The sequence below is a fragment of the Mesorhizobium sp. AR02 genome (genome assembly GCF_024746835.1).
Lineage (GTDB): Bacteria > Pseudomonadota > Alphaproteobacteria > Rhizobiales > Rhizobiaceae > Mesorhizobium.
The window spans coordinates 2096396-2110136 of the sequence record NZ_CP080531.1; the positions used below are offsets into that span (position 1 = coordinate 2096396).

The window sequence follows — 13741 nt, forward strand, 5'->3', positions numbered from 1 at the left end:
TAGCCCGCACTCTCTGACTGCGGGCTTCAGCCAGTACTAGCGCCGGATGGCTCTAGTTGATGGAGATCAAAATGTCGAACGACACCGATCACAATATTTCTGCCGAAAAAAACCTCCTGGAACCCGCGGTGTCCAAGGGAAACGGCCGAACGAAGGGCGGCGGCAAAGCAGCAAAGGCTGAGGCCCCTGCAAAGGCAGGAAAGGCGACTAAGCCAGGAGCCACAAAGGCCGATCTGGTTCTCAAAAAGCTGGCCACTCCGAAAGGGGCAAGCCTTCGGACCCTGGCGGAGGCAACTGGCTGGCAAACCCACTCGGTCCGCGGCTTTCTATCGGGCACCGTGAAGAAGAAGCTTGGGCAGGCGCTCATCAGCGAGGTTGGAAAGGATGGAACCCGGCGGTACAGAATCGCGGACACTGCGTCCGGCGCGTGAATTCGATGATCGCCAGAAAAGATTTGGAAAATGAGATCGCCGGTGTCGGCGATCTCGACCGTGGTGAGCTGGTCGCTCGGTGGACGAAGATCTTTCGGTGCCCCCCTCCGCCGGGTGTCCGGCGAGAGTTGCTCGCCTACGCGATCGCTGCGGACCTTCAGGCAAAACGCCTAGGCGGCTTATCTTCTGAGGGGAGGAAGACGCTCAAACTCGCCATCGCGAATGTGGTGGCGAAAATGCCAAGGTCGCGCCAAACAGATACCGATGACGCAGCTCTTGGAGAAGGCAATGCTCGCAACACAGGAAATGCAAAGCGGGGCGATAACACTGCGCGCACCACACCACAGGTCGGTGCGAGGCTCATACGCGATTGGAACGGAAGGACCAACGTCGTCGACGTGGTGAAGGACGGGTTCCTGTTTGAAGGAACAAAATACCGCTCGCTCTCTGCAATCGCCCGGAAAATCACTGGCGCCCATTGGTCAGGCCCGAGGTTCTTTGGCCTATGAGTACGCCCGTCAAACTCCGCTGCGCTGTCTATACCCGCAAATCATCTGAAGAAGGTCTTGATCAAGAGTTCAACTCGCTCGATGCGCAGCGAGAAGCCTGTGTTGCCTACATCTCTTCCCAGGTAGGGCTCGGTTGGAAGCTGATTTCCGATCACTACGATGATGGTGGCATTTCCGGCGGAACGTTGGAGCGGCCCGCCTTGCAACGGCTGCTTCAAGACGTTCGTGATCGCAGGATCGATGTAGTGGTGGTCTACAAGATCGACAGGTTGACGCGGTCGCTTATGGACTTCGCCAAGATCGTCGAGATCTTCGATGCTAGCCACGTTTCGTTCGTCTCAGTGACACAAGCTTTCAACACCACGAGCTCGATGGGACGGCTGACACTAAACGTTCTACTGTCCTTTGCCCAGTTTGAGCGCGAAGTCACAGCTGAGCGGATCCGTGACAAGATCGCTGCATCGCGAAAAAAAGGCTTGTGGATGGGTGGCCGGGTCCCGCTTGGCTATGAGGTGAGAGACCGGAAGCTGGTCGTGAGTGGCAACGATGCCAACATGGTCCGTTACCTGTTCCGCCGCTACCTCGAACTCAAATCGGTGCTGACACTAGCCGATGAGGTCAACGGCCAACAAAGAGATGAGGCTCAAACCGAACCCGGCAGCCAAGGCGGTGCAAGACACGGCCCCTGGAGCCGGGGCAAGCTTTACTACCTGCTTTCGAATCAACTTTACATCGGGCGCGTAAAACACCACGTCGAGCATTTTGAAGGTGAGCATGAGGCCATCATCGATACCAAAGAGTTTGCTAAGGTCCAGGAACTTCTGGCTGAACAATCGCCTCGCAGGCAACGATCATCGTCAAATGCAACCGATGTCCATCTCCTGACCGGTATTGTTTTCGACGAGACCGGCGACCGCCTTAGCCCCGCTCATGCCAGCAATCATGGGAAGCGATATCGATACTACGTGTCTGCGCGCCTCAAGAATTCCAACAGCAACAAAAACGATGGTTGGCGCATTCCTTCTCATGAGCTCGAAGCCATTGTCGAGCATCAGCTGCGGCAATTGTTGCTGGATCGATCCCGCCTCGCCGATTGGATCCAACGTTACGCTTCGGTAGGCCACATCCAGCAGGCGCTTGATGTTGCGGAGGCATGGATCGAGACGAAAGCTGCGCATGAGACTGCAATCCCTCTTGGGTCGATCTTTGAGAGAATCACGCTGAGTAGCGACAACATTAGCTTTCAAATTGATCGGAAAGGCCTTGTCGCGATGCTCTGCGACGGCGTCGCATACAGTCATGACGAAAACGGGCTCGATCCTGAAGCCGAGGCATCACTATTCACTATCGATCTGCCAGTTGCCATGAGGCGACGCGGTGTCGAGGTACGCATCGTCATCGAGAATGACACACGGCAGAACAGAGCGCCCGATGCTGCTCTGATCGACCTCATCGCCAGAGCACACCTCTATCTCGCCAAACTGACTGATGGCTCGGGACAAAGCATCGCAGACGTAGCAAACCATTGCAGGGTGCATCGTGCCGACATCAGTCGCATCCTGCCGCTGGCCTTCCTCTCGCCGAAGATAGTCGAGGCAATACTGGCGGGTCGCCAACCAGCAGATCTGACCGTGCGATACTTGACCCGTCTCATTTACATGCCGCTTGCCTGGCAAGATCAGGACGCCGTCCTGGGTTTCTGACCATCCCCCGCGGCATGTGGCGGAAGGCCGTTTGCTGTTGATAGCCCGCTGTCGCGGCCAACTCTTAACAGCGGCGCTCATGGGGCCAATGAAGGGCATACATCGCCGCAGCATCATTGCGATGCGCCGCGCATCATTTCAGAATTTAGGTGGTCACCAAAACACCGGCCCTGAGACGGACGGCCTGAAATTGGCCAAACCGATTGCAAATCGTGGTCTCATGACCACGCAATGCCGTCTCTGTGGAGCTAAACCTTTGAACTGACGACGTAATGTTCGCCGCACGCGCATTGCGCAAATTGCATAACACTGTTTGGTGGAGCCAATCGGAATCGAACCGACGACCTCTTGAATGCCATTCAAGCGCTCTCCCAACTGAGCTATGGCCCCACTTCCGGCAGTCAACCGGCGCCGTTTCCGGCGAAGAGATCAGCGCGGGTTGGAACACCGCGCCGTTAGTGCAGGCGGCTTCTAACCCCGCCTTTCTCAGATATCAAGCCTTGAAGAGCGGCTTTTTGTTCACAGGCCGAGAAAGCCTGCAAACGCTTACGTCTCAGGCCCATCAGACCTCGTCGTCGTCGCCGACGCCGATCATGTCGGCAACGTCGTCGTCTTCTTCCTCTTCGTCGGCAAGGAAAGTGTCATCCTCGTCGTCGCCGAGGTCGACGTCCTCGTCATCGCCGAGATCCGGCAGGTCGTCACCCTTGACGTCCTCGTCGGCCTCTTCGAGCGAGACGACTTCAACGCCCTCTTCGTCCTCGGCGTCCACTTCCTTCTCGGCCACTTCCTCTTCCTCCTCGAGGGCGGCGATCTTGCCTTCCTCGAAATAGGAACGCGGATAGGTCTTGCCGGTGTAGGGCGAGACGATCGGGTCCTTGTTCAGGTCGTAGAATTTTCGACCCGTCTCAGGGTCGATACGCTTTGTGCCAAGTTCGTTTTTTGCCACGGCAAGCCTCGTCAATAAAAGAGTGGTCCCCTTAACCACAGTTTGCAGCGCTGTCAAAGCGAAAAGCCGGCGTCACAAAACCAAGTCCTGAAAGGCCTCGCGGCAAGTGACGACCATGGGGGATGACCATTTCGCCCCGCCGTGATACGAGACCGCCGCAACAAATGAAAAGCGCCGGCCCGCCGGCAATCCGTCCAGGGAAATTCCATGTCTCACGCCGCCGCTGCCAAGCCGGCCACCGCCCGTAAATCGTCAGCCCTTTCCGGCACGGCCCGCGTGCCGGGCGACAAGTCGATATCGCACCGCTCCTTCATGTTCGGCGGTCTCGCCTCGGGCGAAACCCGCATCACCGGCTTGCTCGAAGGCGAGGACGTGATGCGCACGGGTGCGGCCATGAAGGCGATGGGCGCGCATATAGAGAAGCGCGGCGCCGAATGGGTGATCCGCGGCACCGGCAACGGTGCGCTGCTGCAGCCGGAAGGCCCGCTCGATTTCGGCAATGCCGGCACCGGCTCGCGGCTGACCATGGGCCTCGTCGGCACCTATGACATGGAAACCACCTTCATCGGCGACGCCTCGCTGTCCGGCCGGCCGATGGGCCGTGTGCTCGAGCCGCTCCGCCAGATGGGCGTGCAGGTGCTGAAAGCCACACCCGGCGACCGCATGCCGATCACGCTGCATGGCCCCAAGCACGCCGCTCCGATCACCTACCGCGTGCCGATGGCCTCGGCGCAGGTGAAGTCGGCGGTGCTGCTTGCCGGCCTCAACACGCCGGGCATCACCACAGTTATCGAACCGGTGATGACGCGCGACCATACCGAAAAGATGCTGAAGGGATTTGGCGCCAATCTGTCGGTCGAGACCGATGAACGCGGCGTGCGCCACATCTTCATCGAGGGCCAGGGCAAGCTGACCGGCCAGACGATCGCCGTGCCAGGCGACCCGTCCTCCGCCGGATTCCCGCTGGTCGCGGCACTGATCGTGCCAGGTTCGGACATCGTCATCGAAAACGTGCTGATGAACCCGACCCGCACCGGACTTTTGCTGACGCTGCAGGAAATGGGCGGCAAGATCGACATCTTGAACCCGCGCAATGCCGGCGGCGAGGATGTCGCCGACCTGCGCGTGCGCTATTCCGAGCTGAAGGGCGTCACTGTGCCGCCCGAGCGGGCACCGTCGATGATCGACGAGTACCCGGTGCTGGCTGTTGCCGCCAGCTTCGCCGAGGGCGAGACGCTGATGCAGGGGCTGGAAGAGCTGCGGGTGAAGGAGTCCGACCGCCTTTCGGCCGTCGCCAACGGGCTGAAGCTCAACGGCGTCGACTGCACCGAGGGCGAGGCTTCGCTTGCCGTGCGCGGCAAGCCCGGTGGCAAGGGGTTGGGCAGGCATCCGAACGGCCTGGATACGACGGTCAAGACGCATCTCGACCACCGCATCGCCATGAGCTTTCTGGTGATGGGGCTGGCGACGGAAAAGCCGGTCACCATCGATGACGCCGCCATGATCGCGACCAGCTTTCCGGAGTTCATGGGCCTGATGAAGGGGCTGGGCGCGGAGATTGAATAAACACAGGATTGTCGTCAAATTTGGCTATCAACTCAATTGTTCTTTAAGGCCGGTCCTTCAAGGTCAAACAAACGTTGGGGAGAGCCATGAGTATTCTTGCCTCGATTTTGCTTGCGATAGTAGCAGGCGTCGTTTTGACCATCGCAAAGGCGATATCCGTCGCCAAGATGATCAATGAGCGGAACTATTCATTCGTGCGCTTCGGTTTGATCGGGGCATCTTGGGTCGGGCTTACCATCCCGAGCATCGGTTCCTCATGTGGAACGATAGGCTGCACATACGGCCTGCATTTCGGCTGGATGCTTGCATCAATCAAAGCCGACATACCCTCAAATGCGATATTTTTCGTAATGGGGGGCTATGCGATCCTTAGCGTATATTTCTTCGGCCATGTGCTGGGATGGGTATTCTATCTGCTTAGGGCATTTGCTCGGCCCGCCTCGCGTTGATGGGGCTTCGTCAAACCGCATAGTGGTATATTGCATTGAGCCCGGTTCTCGGCTTGTTGTCGTCCATGAGTTCAACCTTCACAATCGCCATCGACGGCCCCGCCGGCGCCGGCAAGGGCACGCTCGCCCGGCGGCTCGCCGACCACTATCGGCTGAACCTGCTCGACACCGGTCTCACCTATCGGGCGGTCGCCTATGCGCTCATCCAGCACGCGCTGCCGCTCGACAATGTCTCGGCGGCCGAGACCGCGGCGCGCCAGGTCGATCTGGCGAGGCTCGACCGAGCGGTGCTGTCGGCGCATGCGGTCGGCGAGGCCGCCTCGAAAGTTGCGGTGTATCCGACCGTGCGGCGCATTCTCGTCGAAAAGCAGCGTGACTTCGCCAAAACACCGCCGGGTGCGGTGCTGGACGGGCGCGACATCGGCACTGTTGTCTGCCCCGATGCCGACATCAAACTCTATGTGACGGCGAGCGCGGAGGTGCGGGCAAGGCGCCGGCTGGCCGAGATCGAAAGCATCGGCGGCACCGCCAATTTCACCGAAATCCTCGCCGATATCGTGCGCCGTGACGAGCGCGACATGGGCCGCGCCGACGCGCCCTTGAAGCCCGCTGCCGACGCGCACTTGCTTGATACCAGCGAAATGGCTATAGAAGCCGCGTTTCTCGCGGCCATGGCGATCGTTGACGACGTGCTGGCCAGGAGAAACAAGGCCTGATCCGGGTTTTCTCCCGTGTTTCCGTTGCCGGAAGCGCAGAAAATACCCATATCGGGCACGAACCAGCCTGCCAGCATTCTTCATGCGCCGGAATTGCCGCTTAAAAGCGGCCCAGGGCTTTTTTAAGCCCGGAACGCCGGCAGGCCAACGCAACGCTAACCCACGGCGCCCGTCCCGCTTGAGATGCGGGGCACTCCAGGAGAAACAATGTCAGCTGCAAATCCCACTCGCGATGATTTCGCGAGCCTGCTCGAAGAATCATTCACAACCGGTCATTCCGGCGAAGGCCAGGTCGTCAAGGGCATCATCACCGCGATCGAAAAGGACATGGCCATCATCGACGTCGGCCTCAAGGTCGAAGGCCGCGTGCCGCTGAAGGAATTCGGCGTCAAGGGCAAGGACACCACCCTCAAGGTCGGTGACACCGTCGAAGTCTATGTCGAGCGCATCGAGAACGCGCTTGGCGAAGCGATGCTTTCCCGTGAAAAGGCCCGCCGCGAAGAGAGCTGGGTCCGTCTCGAAGAGAAGTTCACCAAGGGTGAGCGCGTCGAAGGCGTCATCTTCAACCAGGTCAAGGGCGGCTTCACCGTCGACCTCGACGGCGCCGTGGCCTTCCTGCCGCGCAGCCAGGTCGATATCCGCCCGATCCGCGACGTCTCCCCGCTGATGCACAACCCGCAGCCCTTCGAGATCCTCAAGATGGATCGCCGCCGCGGCAACATCGTGGTGTCGCGCCGCACCGTGCTCGAGGAGAGCCGCGCCGAACAGCGTTCGGAAATCGTGCAGAACCTCGAAGAGGGCCAGGTTGTCGAAGGCGTCGTCAAGAACATCACCGACTACGGTGCGTTCGTCGACCTCGGCGGCATCGACGGCCTGCTGCATGTCACCGATATGGCATGGCGCCGCGTCAACCATCCGACCGAAATCCTCAACATCGGTCAGACGGTCAAGGTGCAGATCATCCGCATCAACCAGGAAACCCACCGCATCTCGCTCGGCATGAAGCAGCTCGAGAGCGATCCGTGGTCCGAGATCGGCACCAAGTTCCCGATCGGCAAGAAGATCAAGGGTACCGTCACCAACATCACCGACTACGGCGCGTTCGTCGAGCTGGAGCCGGGCATCGAAGGCCTCATCCACGTTTCGGAAATGTCGTGGACCAAGAAGAACGTGCATCCCGGCAAGATCCTGTCGACGACCCAGGAAGTCGACGTGGTGGTGCTCGAGGTCGATCCGGCCAAGCGCCGCATCTCGCTCGGTCTCAAGCAGACGCTTGAGAATCCTTGGGAAGCGTTCGCCCGCAGCCATCCGGTCGGCAGCCAGGTCGAGGGCGAGGTCAAGAACAAGACCGAGTTCGGCCTGTTCATCGGCCTGGAAGGCGACGTGGACGGCATGGTGCACCTCTCCGACCTCGACTGGACCCGTCCGGGCGAGCAGGTCATCGAAGAGTACAATCGCGGCGACATGGTCAAGGCGCAGGTGCTCGACGTCGACATCGAGAAGGAGCGCATCTCGCTCGGCATCAAGCAGCTGGCCAAGGATACGGTCGGCGAAGCAGCCAACAGCGGCGAACTGCGCAAGAACGCCGTCGTCACCTGCGAAGTCATCGGCGTCAAGGATGGCGGTCTGGAAGTGCGGCTGGTCGACAGCGGCATCGAGACCTTCATCAAGCGCTCCGACCTCAGCCGCGACCGCGACGAGCAGCGCCCCGAGCGCTTCACCGTCGGCCAGAAGGTCGACGCCCGCGTCATCGCCTTCGACAAGAAGACCCGCAAGCTGCAGGTCTCGATCAAGGCGCTGGAAATCGCCGAAGAGAAGGAAGCGGTCGCCCAGTACGGCTCGACCGACTCCGGCGCTTCGCTGGGCGACATCCTGGGTGCCGCGCTGAAGAAGCAGGGCAGCTAAGGCCGCCGCGCGCCCCCGCGCGCGACGTCACCTCATACAAAAACCCCGCCGGAGCGATCCGGCGGGGTTTTTCTCTGGCGAAGGCCAGGTTGGCGAAAGCCGGTTCGACCGATGCTGAGCTATGCCCGGCCGTAGAGCGGCACCAGCGTTCCGCTCATCGCCTGGTTGGCGGGCGAAGCGAGATAGGCGATGGCTTCGGCCGCTGCTTCCAGGCTGACCCATTTGGTGAAATCGGCATCCGGCATGTCGGCGCGGTTTGCCGGCGTGTCGAGCGTCGACGGCGCCACGGCATTGACCAGGATGCCCTTGGCCTTGAGCTCTTCCGCCATCGCCACCGTCATGGCCGCGACCGCCGCCTTGCTCGCCGTGTAGGCGACCATGCCGGCGCCGCGCCTGGGGTCGAGCCCCGCGCGCGCGGTGACATTGACGATGCGGCCTGATGTGCCCGACGCCAGCATCGAGCGGATGGCCGCGCGGCTGCAGAGGAAGGTGGTGCGGGCATTGGTGTCCATCATCTCGGCAAAGGACGCCGATTCGATCTTTTCCACCGGCGCCATGGCGAAGCCGCCGGCGAGATGGATCGATCCCCACAAGGCAGGAACCTGCGCATAGAAGCCTTCAACCTTGGCGGAGTCCGACAGGTCGACATTGTGCGCCAGCTTGACGTTCTCATGCGCGGCGAAAGGAAAATGCTGGGGTGCCGCGGCGTGCGCGTTCGGCACGTGGCAGATCGCGCCCTGCTCCAGCAGCCGGCCAACCACCGCACCGCCGAGCGCGCCGGTTCCACCGGTCACAACGATATGCCTGCCTTGAAGTGTTTCCGTCATCCTGGACCGCTCCTGTCGTATTTTTATGATTTTGTCGCTTGTTTGCCGCGCCGACGCGAAGCGTCGCGCCTTTCGGGCGATCACTCAACTGATATCTCGACATGGCAGCCGTCGCGTCTTTGCATGCGTCAGGACGCATATTATGGCAATGCCGTCAGCCATGCGGCTGTTGCGGGACAACAGCCGAGCCGGCGAAGGGTCCGATGCAGGTTGGAAAATCAACGCCGGCCTGAAGGCTTCAATCGACCGTGATTTCGATGACGCAGGGCAATCCGGTTGCCCGGGCGCGCTTCAGCGCCTGTGGCAAGGCGCCGATCTCGGCCAGCCGTTCGGCGCCGATGCCATAGGCCTCAGCCAACTTGCAGAAATCCGGCGGCGCCGGCGAGACCCCGACGGGTTCGACGCCGACATCGAGCATCGAGGTCTCGATCTCGCGATAGCCCCGGTTGTTCCAGACCACGAAAATGACCGGCGCGTCGGAATCAAGTGCGACACCCAGTTCCGGCAATGTGAACTGGAAGCCGCCGTCGCCGGTCAGGCAGACGACCGGCACGTCGGGCATGGCAAGGGCGGCGCCGATAGCCGCCGGCGGGCCGTAACCAAGCGCGCCGAAACCGGTGGCGGCATTGAACCAGCCGGCCGGCCGGTCGTGGTCGTAGTAGAGGTTCGCGGCGTAGATCGGCTGCGTCGAGTCGCCGACGATGATCGCGCCCGGCAGCGTGTCGCGGATCATTTCCACGGCATGCACCTGTGCCAGATAGGCCGGGCTCAGCTCGGCGATCGCCGCCTTGCGTGCCGCAGCGGCGCGTGCCTCGCCGTCTGGTGCGGCCACATAAGCGGAGCCGATGGCGGCGAGCAGGGCTTCGATCGCCTCGGCGCAGTCGGCCTGGATGCCAACCGTCACCGGGCGGCGCGCGAGCTGGTCGGCGCCGATGTCGATGCGAATCAGGTTGGAAGGCAGCACAAAGCCACCGTCGCCATAGCCGTCATAGTCGGTCGGGCCGAATTCGGTGCCGGCGGCAATCACCAGATCGGCGTCCGCCATCAGCGCGCGGACCGCCTTCAGGCTGGGACTTGCCGGCACGCAGAGCGGGTGGCGGTGCAGCAGGCCGCGCGCATTGGTGGTCTCGACGACCGGCGCACCCAATCTCTCGGCCAGGCGCCGCAAGGACGCCTCGGCACGCTTGGCGCCGCCGCCGGCCAGGATCAGCGGACGGCGGGCAGTGGCGATGAGTTTGGCTGCGCTGGCAATTGCCGCGCCATCCGGCGCGGGTGGTGCCGCATTGCTCAGCAGCGCAACGATACCGTCAGCCGGCTTGACCATGACATCGGTCGGGATCTCGATATGCACTGGGCCAGGCCGCGACGATGAAAACAGGGCGAAGGCCTGCGCCAGTGCACCCGGCAATTCGCTGGCCTCGGTGACGCGCTGTGACAACAGCGCCACCTTTTCCATCATGCCGCGCTGATCCGGCAGCTCATGCAGGAAGCCCAGCCCCTTGCCCAGCGTCGGCATGGCGTTGACGCCCGAGATGACCAGCATCGGCACCGAATCGGCGCGCGCCTGGCCCATGGCGGTGATGGTGTTGGTCAATCCCGGTCCGGTGATGACGAAGGCGACGCCGGGCCTGCCGCTGGCGCGGGCATAGCCGTCAGCCATGAAGCCGGCGCCCTGTTCGTGGCGCGGCGTGACATGGCGGATTTTCGAGCGCGCCAGGCCACGGTAGAGCTCGACCGTGTGGACGCCTGGAATGCCGAAGACGGTGTCGACGCCATGGGCTTCGAGCAGCGTGATGAGGGCTTCGCCGATGGTCGGCACGATCGTCGTCCCAGGGGTTGTCCCAGTGGTCATCATTGGCGCAGCACCGGTCGTGTCAGGCAGGTCGGGCCGCCCTCGCAGGCGATGCACAGCGCGTCGGCTTCGAAAGTGGCGACCGTGCAGCCGGCCGCCTCCATGGCAGCCGCAGTCTTGGGAAAGCCTGCGACGGCAATCACCTGATGGGGCGCGGTCGGCAGCACGTTGAGGCTCAGTCCGTTGGAGGCAGCGAATTCCTCAGCATCGCCCTCGACCAGCTTGATGCCGCGCGCACGCAGCAGCTGGTAGAAGGCGGCGGGCAGCAGCGGCGAATAGACCAGAGCCAGATCGTCGGCGAGCGGGCTGATCACCGACATCAGATGCAGGCAGGCCTCCTCGCCGTGCCACAGCGGCAGATCGAAGCCGTAGACCTGTATGCCCTTGGGCGAGAGCAGGTTGGCGAGCTGCTGGATGCCGTCCTGGTTGGTGCGCACGCCACGGCCAACAGCAAGGGTATCTGCATCGACCCAGACGCAGTCGCCGCCTTCCACCTGGCCGGGATGCTCGATACGGCCAAGGATCGGAATGCCGGTGCTGACGTAGGCGGCTTCGTGCAGGCCGGGCTCGGGCCGGCGCAGCGCCTTGCCCATGGACAGGATGATGGCGCCGTGATCGGTCATCAGCGACGGGTCGTGGGTGAAGACCGAATCGGCCAGCCCGTCATCGGCATCCGTCAGCCATTCGATCTCTGCACCGGAAGCCGCGACCAGCTTCGTCAGCTGCTCATGCTGGGCGGCGGCTTTTTGCGGGTCAAAGCCCGGACCATAGTGCCATTCCCGCGCCTTGGCATGACGCATGGCGCTGGCGGCAGAGCGCATCAGCACCCGCCGCAGCGGCCCGGCCATCGACTGCGACCCGTAAGCTTTGCCCACTAAAATCTCCCGAAAAGCTGTCCCCTGCCAATAGCCACTCAGCAAGCCGTGATCAATGGTCCAAAAAAGCACGGTTGACGGAGGCAAGTGGAACGGTCCATCTTGAGAATGGGAACTCTGTCCAGTGACGGTTAATGGGTAAAACAATCCAGCAGCGATGGGCTCGACCGCTCCGCGGAGCGTCGAAGGGATGATGGCGCACGGCGCCGCACCCGTCCAGAAACACACGGCGCAGGACGGCGCCGCCGAAGCCATCCATGTCGAGAACCTGCACAAGAAGTTCGGCCAACTGCATGTGCTGAAGGGCGTGTCGCTGTCGGCGCGCGATGGCGAGGTGATCGCCATCATCGGCGGCTCAGGCTCAGGCAAATCGACGCTGCTGCGTTGCATCAACTGCCTGGAAAACCCGACCAGCGGCATCATCCGCGTCAACGGCGAAGAGATCAAACTGAAGGCCGATAGCCACGGCCACACCATTCCCGCCGACCGCAGGCAGATCGAGCGCATCCGCTCCAAGCTCGGCATGGTGTTCCAGAATTTCAACCTGTGGAGCCACATGACGCTGATCGAAAACGTCATCGAGGTTCCCGTGCATGTGCTCGGCGTCAAGCGCGACGAGGCGATCGCCCAGGCCGAAAAGCTGCTGGTGCGCGTCGGGCTTGCCGAAAAGCGCGACGTCTATCCGGCCTATCTCTCGGGCGGCCAGCAGCAGCGCGCAGCGATCGCCCGTGCGCTCGCCATCAATCCGCGCGTCATGCTGTTCGACGAGCCGACCTCGGCGCTCGACCCCGAACTGGTCGGCGAGGTGCTGAAGGTGATCGGCGACCTGGCGCGCGAGGGCCGCACCATGGTGCTGGTCACCCACGAGATGAAGTTCGCTCGCGAGGTCGCGACCCACGTCGTCTATCTCTACAACGGGCTGGTCGAGGAAGAAGGCCCGCCGGAGCAGATCTTCGGCGCGCCGAAATCCGAAAGGCTGAAGCAGTTCATCCGCAACATCGGCTAGGGACAGGCCGGGACGGAAGAAAACCGGGAACCAACAACAAACTGGGAGTTTTGAAATGAAGACTGTTTTGAAGACATTCGCCGCAGCGCTGCTGCTCGGCGTTGCCGCCATGGGCGTGGCCAAGGCCGATCCGGTCAAGATCGGCGTCGCCGCCGAGCCGTATCCGCCCTTCACCTCGCCGGATGCTTCGGGCAAATGGGTCGGCTGGGAGATCGACTTCATCGACGCCGTGTGCGCCGAGGAGAAGCTCGACTGCGTCATCACGCCTGTTGCCTGGGACGGCATCATCCCGGCGTTGACCACCAAGAAGATCGACCTCATCGTCTCGTCGATGTCGATCACCGCCGAACGCGAGAAGACGATCGACTTCTCGGACAAGTATTACAACACGCCGACGGCGATCATCGGACCGAAGGACCAGAAATTCGGCCCCGCGCCCGACGATCTCAAGGGCAAGGTCATCGGCGTCCAGGTGTCGACCGTGCACGCCGTCTACGCCAAGAAGCACTTCGGCGCCACGGCTTCCGAGATCAAGGAATACCAGACCCAGGACGAAGCCAACAACGACCTTGCCGCCGGCCGCCTCGACGCGGTGCAGGCCGACTCCATCGCGCTTGGTGAATTCCTCAAGTCCGACCAGGGCAAGGCCTGCTGCGACCTGAAGGGCATGGTGGCTCCGGACGACGAAGTGCTTGGACCGGGGGTCGGCGCCGGCGTGCGCAAGGAAGACACCGACCTGAAGGCAAAGATCAACGCCGGCATCAAGGCGATCCGGTCCAACGGCAAATATGACGAGATCTCGAAGAAATACTTCGATTTCGACATTTACGGCGGCGGCGGCGCGCAGTCGAACTGATCGGCAAGCCTGAGCTTGTGACCGCGCGGCGCACCGTGCGCCGTGCGGTTTCGCCTGAACCTGTCCACGCACGCTTCCGCTGACGAAAATGGCCAGCGGC

13 protein-coding genes and 1 tRNA gene are annotated in these 13741 nt (G+C 62.1%); 9 read left to right on the forward strand and 5 right to left on the reverse strand.

The features are described 5' to 3' along the window. The first annotated feature begins 71 nt into the window (after positions 1-71). The 3 genes from DBIPINDM_RS14160 to DBIPINDM_RS14170 are packed head-to-tail and all read left to right on the forward strand — an operon-like array spanning position 72 to position 2643. Entirely contained in the window at positions 72-431 is a 360-nt protein-coding gene (locus DBIPINDM_RS14160; RefSeq protein WP_258587841.1) for a DUF3489 domain-containing protein, read from the forward strand. A gap of 5 nt (positions 432-436) precedes the next feature. Further along, positions 437-940 (forward strand): DUF2924 domain-containing protein, encoded by a 504-nt coding sequence (locus tag DBIPINDM_RS14165; RefSeq protein WP_258587842.1) that lies wholly within the window; start codon positions 437-439, stop codon positions 938-940. Next, positions 937-2643, forward strand: coding sequence for a recombinase family protein (locus DBIPINDM_RS14170; RefSeq protein WP_258587843.1), 1707 nt, complete (start codon positions 937-939; stop codon positions 2641-2643). The genes DBIPINDM_RS14165 and DBIPINDM_RS14170 overlap by 4 nt, the downstream gene beginning before the upstream one ends. A gap of 314 nt (positions 2644-2957) precedes the next feature. On the opposite strand, the gene DBIPINDM_RS14175 is transcribed toward DBIPINDM_RS14170, so the two are convergent. Together DBIPINDM_RS14175 and DBIPINDM_RS14180 are read right to left on the reverse strand one after the other, a co-directional pair. Then, positions 2958-3033, reverse strand: a tRNA-Ala gene (locus DBIPINDM_RS14175). Positions 3034-3205: 172 nt separating this feature from the next. Then, a complete protein-coding gene (locus tag DBIPINDM_RS14180; protein ID WP_258587844.1) occupies positions 3206-3589 on the reverse strand; it encodes a TIGR02300 family protein in 384 nt (127 codons plus the stop codon). Between the two features lie 207 nt (positions 3590-3796). Between DBIPINDM_RS14180 and aroA the strand changes: the two genes are divergently transcribed. The 4 genes from aroA to rpsA all read left to right on the forward strand — a co-directional run bounded on the left by aroA (position 3797) and on the right by rpsA (position 8225). Continuing rightward, complete coding sequence (gene aroA, locus DBIPINDM_RS14185; protein WP_258587845.1) at positions 3797-5155, forward strand: 3-phosphoshikimate 1-carboxyvinyltransferase; 1359 nt, start codon at positions 3797-3799, stop codon at positions 5153-5155. A gap of 86 nt (positions 5156-5241) precedes the next feature. After that, a complete protein-coding gene (locus DBIPINDM_RS14190; protein ID WP_258587846.1) occupies positions 5242-5604 on the forward strand; it encodes a hypothetical protein in 363 nt (120 codons plus the stop codon). A 65-nt stretch (positions 5605-5669) separates the two neighbouring features. Beyond that, positions 5670-6320: a (d)CMP kinase gene (gene cmk, locus DBIPINDM_RS14195; RefSeq protein WP_258587847.1), complete on the forward strand. Its 651-nt coding sequence runs from the start codon at positions 5670-5672 to the stop codon at positions 6318-6320. 207 nt (positions 6321-6527) lie between these two features. Next, positions 6528-8225, forward strand: coding sequence for a 30S ribosomal protein S1 (gene rpsA / locus DBIPINDM_RS14200; protein WP_258587848.1), 1698 nt, complete (start codon positions 6528-6530; stop codon positions 8223-8225). A gap of 119 nt (positions 8226-8344) precedes the next feature. Here the strand turns inward: rpsA and DBIPINDM_RS14205 are convergent, their stop codons facing one another. The 3 genes from DBIPINDM_RS14205 to DBIPINDM_RS14215 form a co-directional block, all read right to left on the reverse strand. After that, complete coding sequence (locus DBIPINDM_RS14205) at positions 8345-9052, reverse strand: SDR family NAD(P)-dependent oxidoreductase (RefSeq protein ID WP_202324860.1); 708 nt, start codon at positions 9050-9052, stop codon at positions 8345-8347. 238 nt (positions 9053-9290) lie between these two features. Next, positions 9291-10871 (reverse strand): 5-guanidino-2-oxopentanoate decarboxylase, encoded by a 1581-nt coding sequence (locus DBIPINDM_RS14210; RefSeq protein ID WP_258589262.1) that lies wholly within the window; start codon positions 10869-10871, stop codon positions 9291-9293. 32 nt (positions 10872-10903) lie between these two features. Further along, complete coding sequence (locus DBIPINDM_RS14215; protein ID WP_258589263.1) at positions 10904-11752, reverse strand: dimethylarginine dimethylaminohydrolase family protein; 849 nt, start codon at positions 11750-11752, stop codon at positions 10904-10906. Positions 11753-11969: 217 nt separating this feature from the next. On the opposite strand from DBIPINDM_RS14215, the gene DBIPINDM_RS14220 reads away from it, so the two are divergent. Continuing rightward, entirely contained in the window at positions 11970-12785 is an 816-nt protein-coding gene (locus tag DBIPINDM_RS14220; RefSeq protein ID WP_416361757.1) for an ABC transporter ATP-binding protein, read from the forward strand. Positions 12786-12840: 55 nt separating this feature from the next. After that, positions 12841-13641 carry a transporter substrate-binding domain-containing protein gene (locus DBIPINDM_RS14225; protein WP_258587849.1) on the forward strand — a complete coding sequence of 267 codons (801 nt, stop codon included), beginning with the start codon at positions 12841-12843 and terminating at the stop codon, positions 13639-13641. The last annotated feature ends 100 nt before the right edge of the window (positions 13642-13741 follow it).

What these genes read in the sequence shown, in the direction of transcription:
- DBIPINDM_RS14160 (WP_258587841.1), top strand. Translation starts at nt 72, where the DNA reads ATGTCGAACGACACCGATCACAATATTTCTGCCGAAAAAAACCTCCTG.
- DBIPINDM_RS14225 (WP_258587849.1), top strand. Translation starts at nt 12,841, where the DNA reads ATGAAGACTGTTTTGAAGACATTCGCCGCAGCGCTGCTGCTCGGCGTT.
- DBIPINDM_RS14205 (WP_202324860.1), bottom strand. Translation starts at nt 9,052, where the DNA reads ATGACGGAAACACTTCAAGGCAGGCATATCGTTGTGACCGGTGGAACC.
- cmk (WP_258587847.1), top strand. Translation starts at nt 5,670, where the DNA reads ATGAGTTCAACCTTCACAATCGCCATCGACGGCCCCGCCGGCGCCGGC.
- DBIPINDM_RS14215 (WP_258589263.1), bottom strand. Translation starts at nt 11,752, where the DNA reads ATGGCCGGGCCGCTGCGGCGGGTGCTGATGCGCTCTGCCGCCAGCGCC.
- aroA (WP_258587845.1), top strand. Translation starts at nt 3,797, where the DNA reads ATGTCTCACGCCGCCGCTGCCAAGCCGGCCACCGCCCGTAAATCGTCA.
- rpsA (WP_258587848.1), top strand. Translation starts at nt 6,528, where the DNA reads ATGTCAGCTGCAAATCCCACTCGCGATGATTTCGCGAGCCTGCTCGAA.
- DBIPINDM_RS14190 (WP_258587846.1), top strand. Translation starts at nt 5,242, where the DNA reads ATGAGTATTCTTGCCTCGATTTTGCTTGCGATAGTAGCAGGCGTCGTT.
- DBIPINDM_RS14170 (WP_258587843.1), top strand. Translation starts at nt 937, where the DNA reads ATGAGTACGCCCGTCAAACTCCGCTGCGCTGTCTATACCCGCAAATCA.
- DBIPINDM_RS14165 (WP_258587842.1), top strand. Translation starts at nt 437, where the DNA reads ATGATCGCCAGAAAAGATTTGGAAAATGAGATCGCCGGTGTCGGCGAT.
- DBIPINDM_RS14220 (WP_416361757.1), top strand. Translation starts at nt 11,970, where the DNA reads ATGATGGCGCACGGCGCCGCACCCGTCCAGAAACACACGGCGCAGGAC.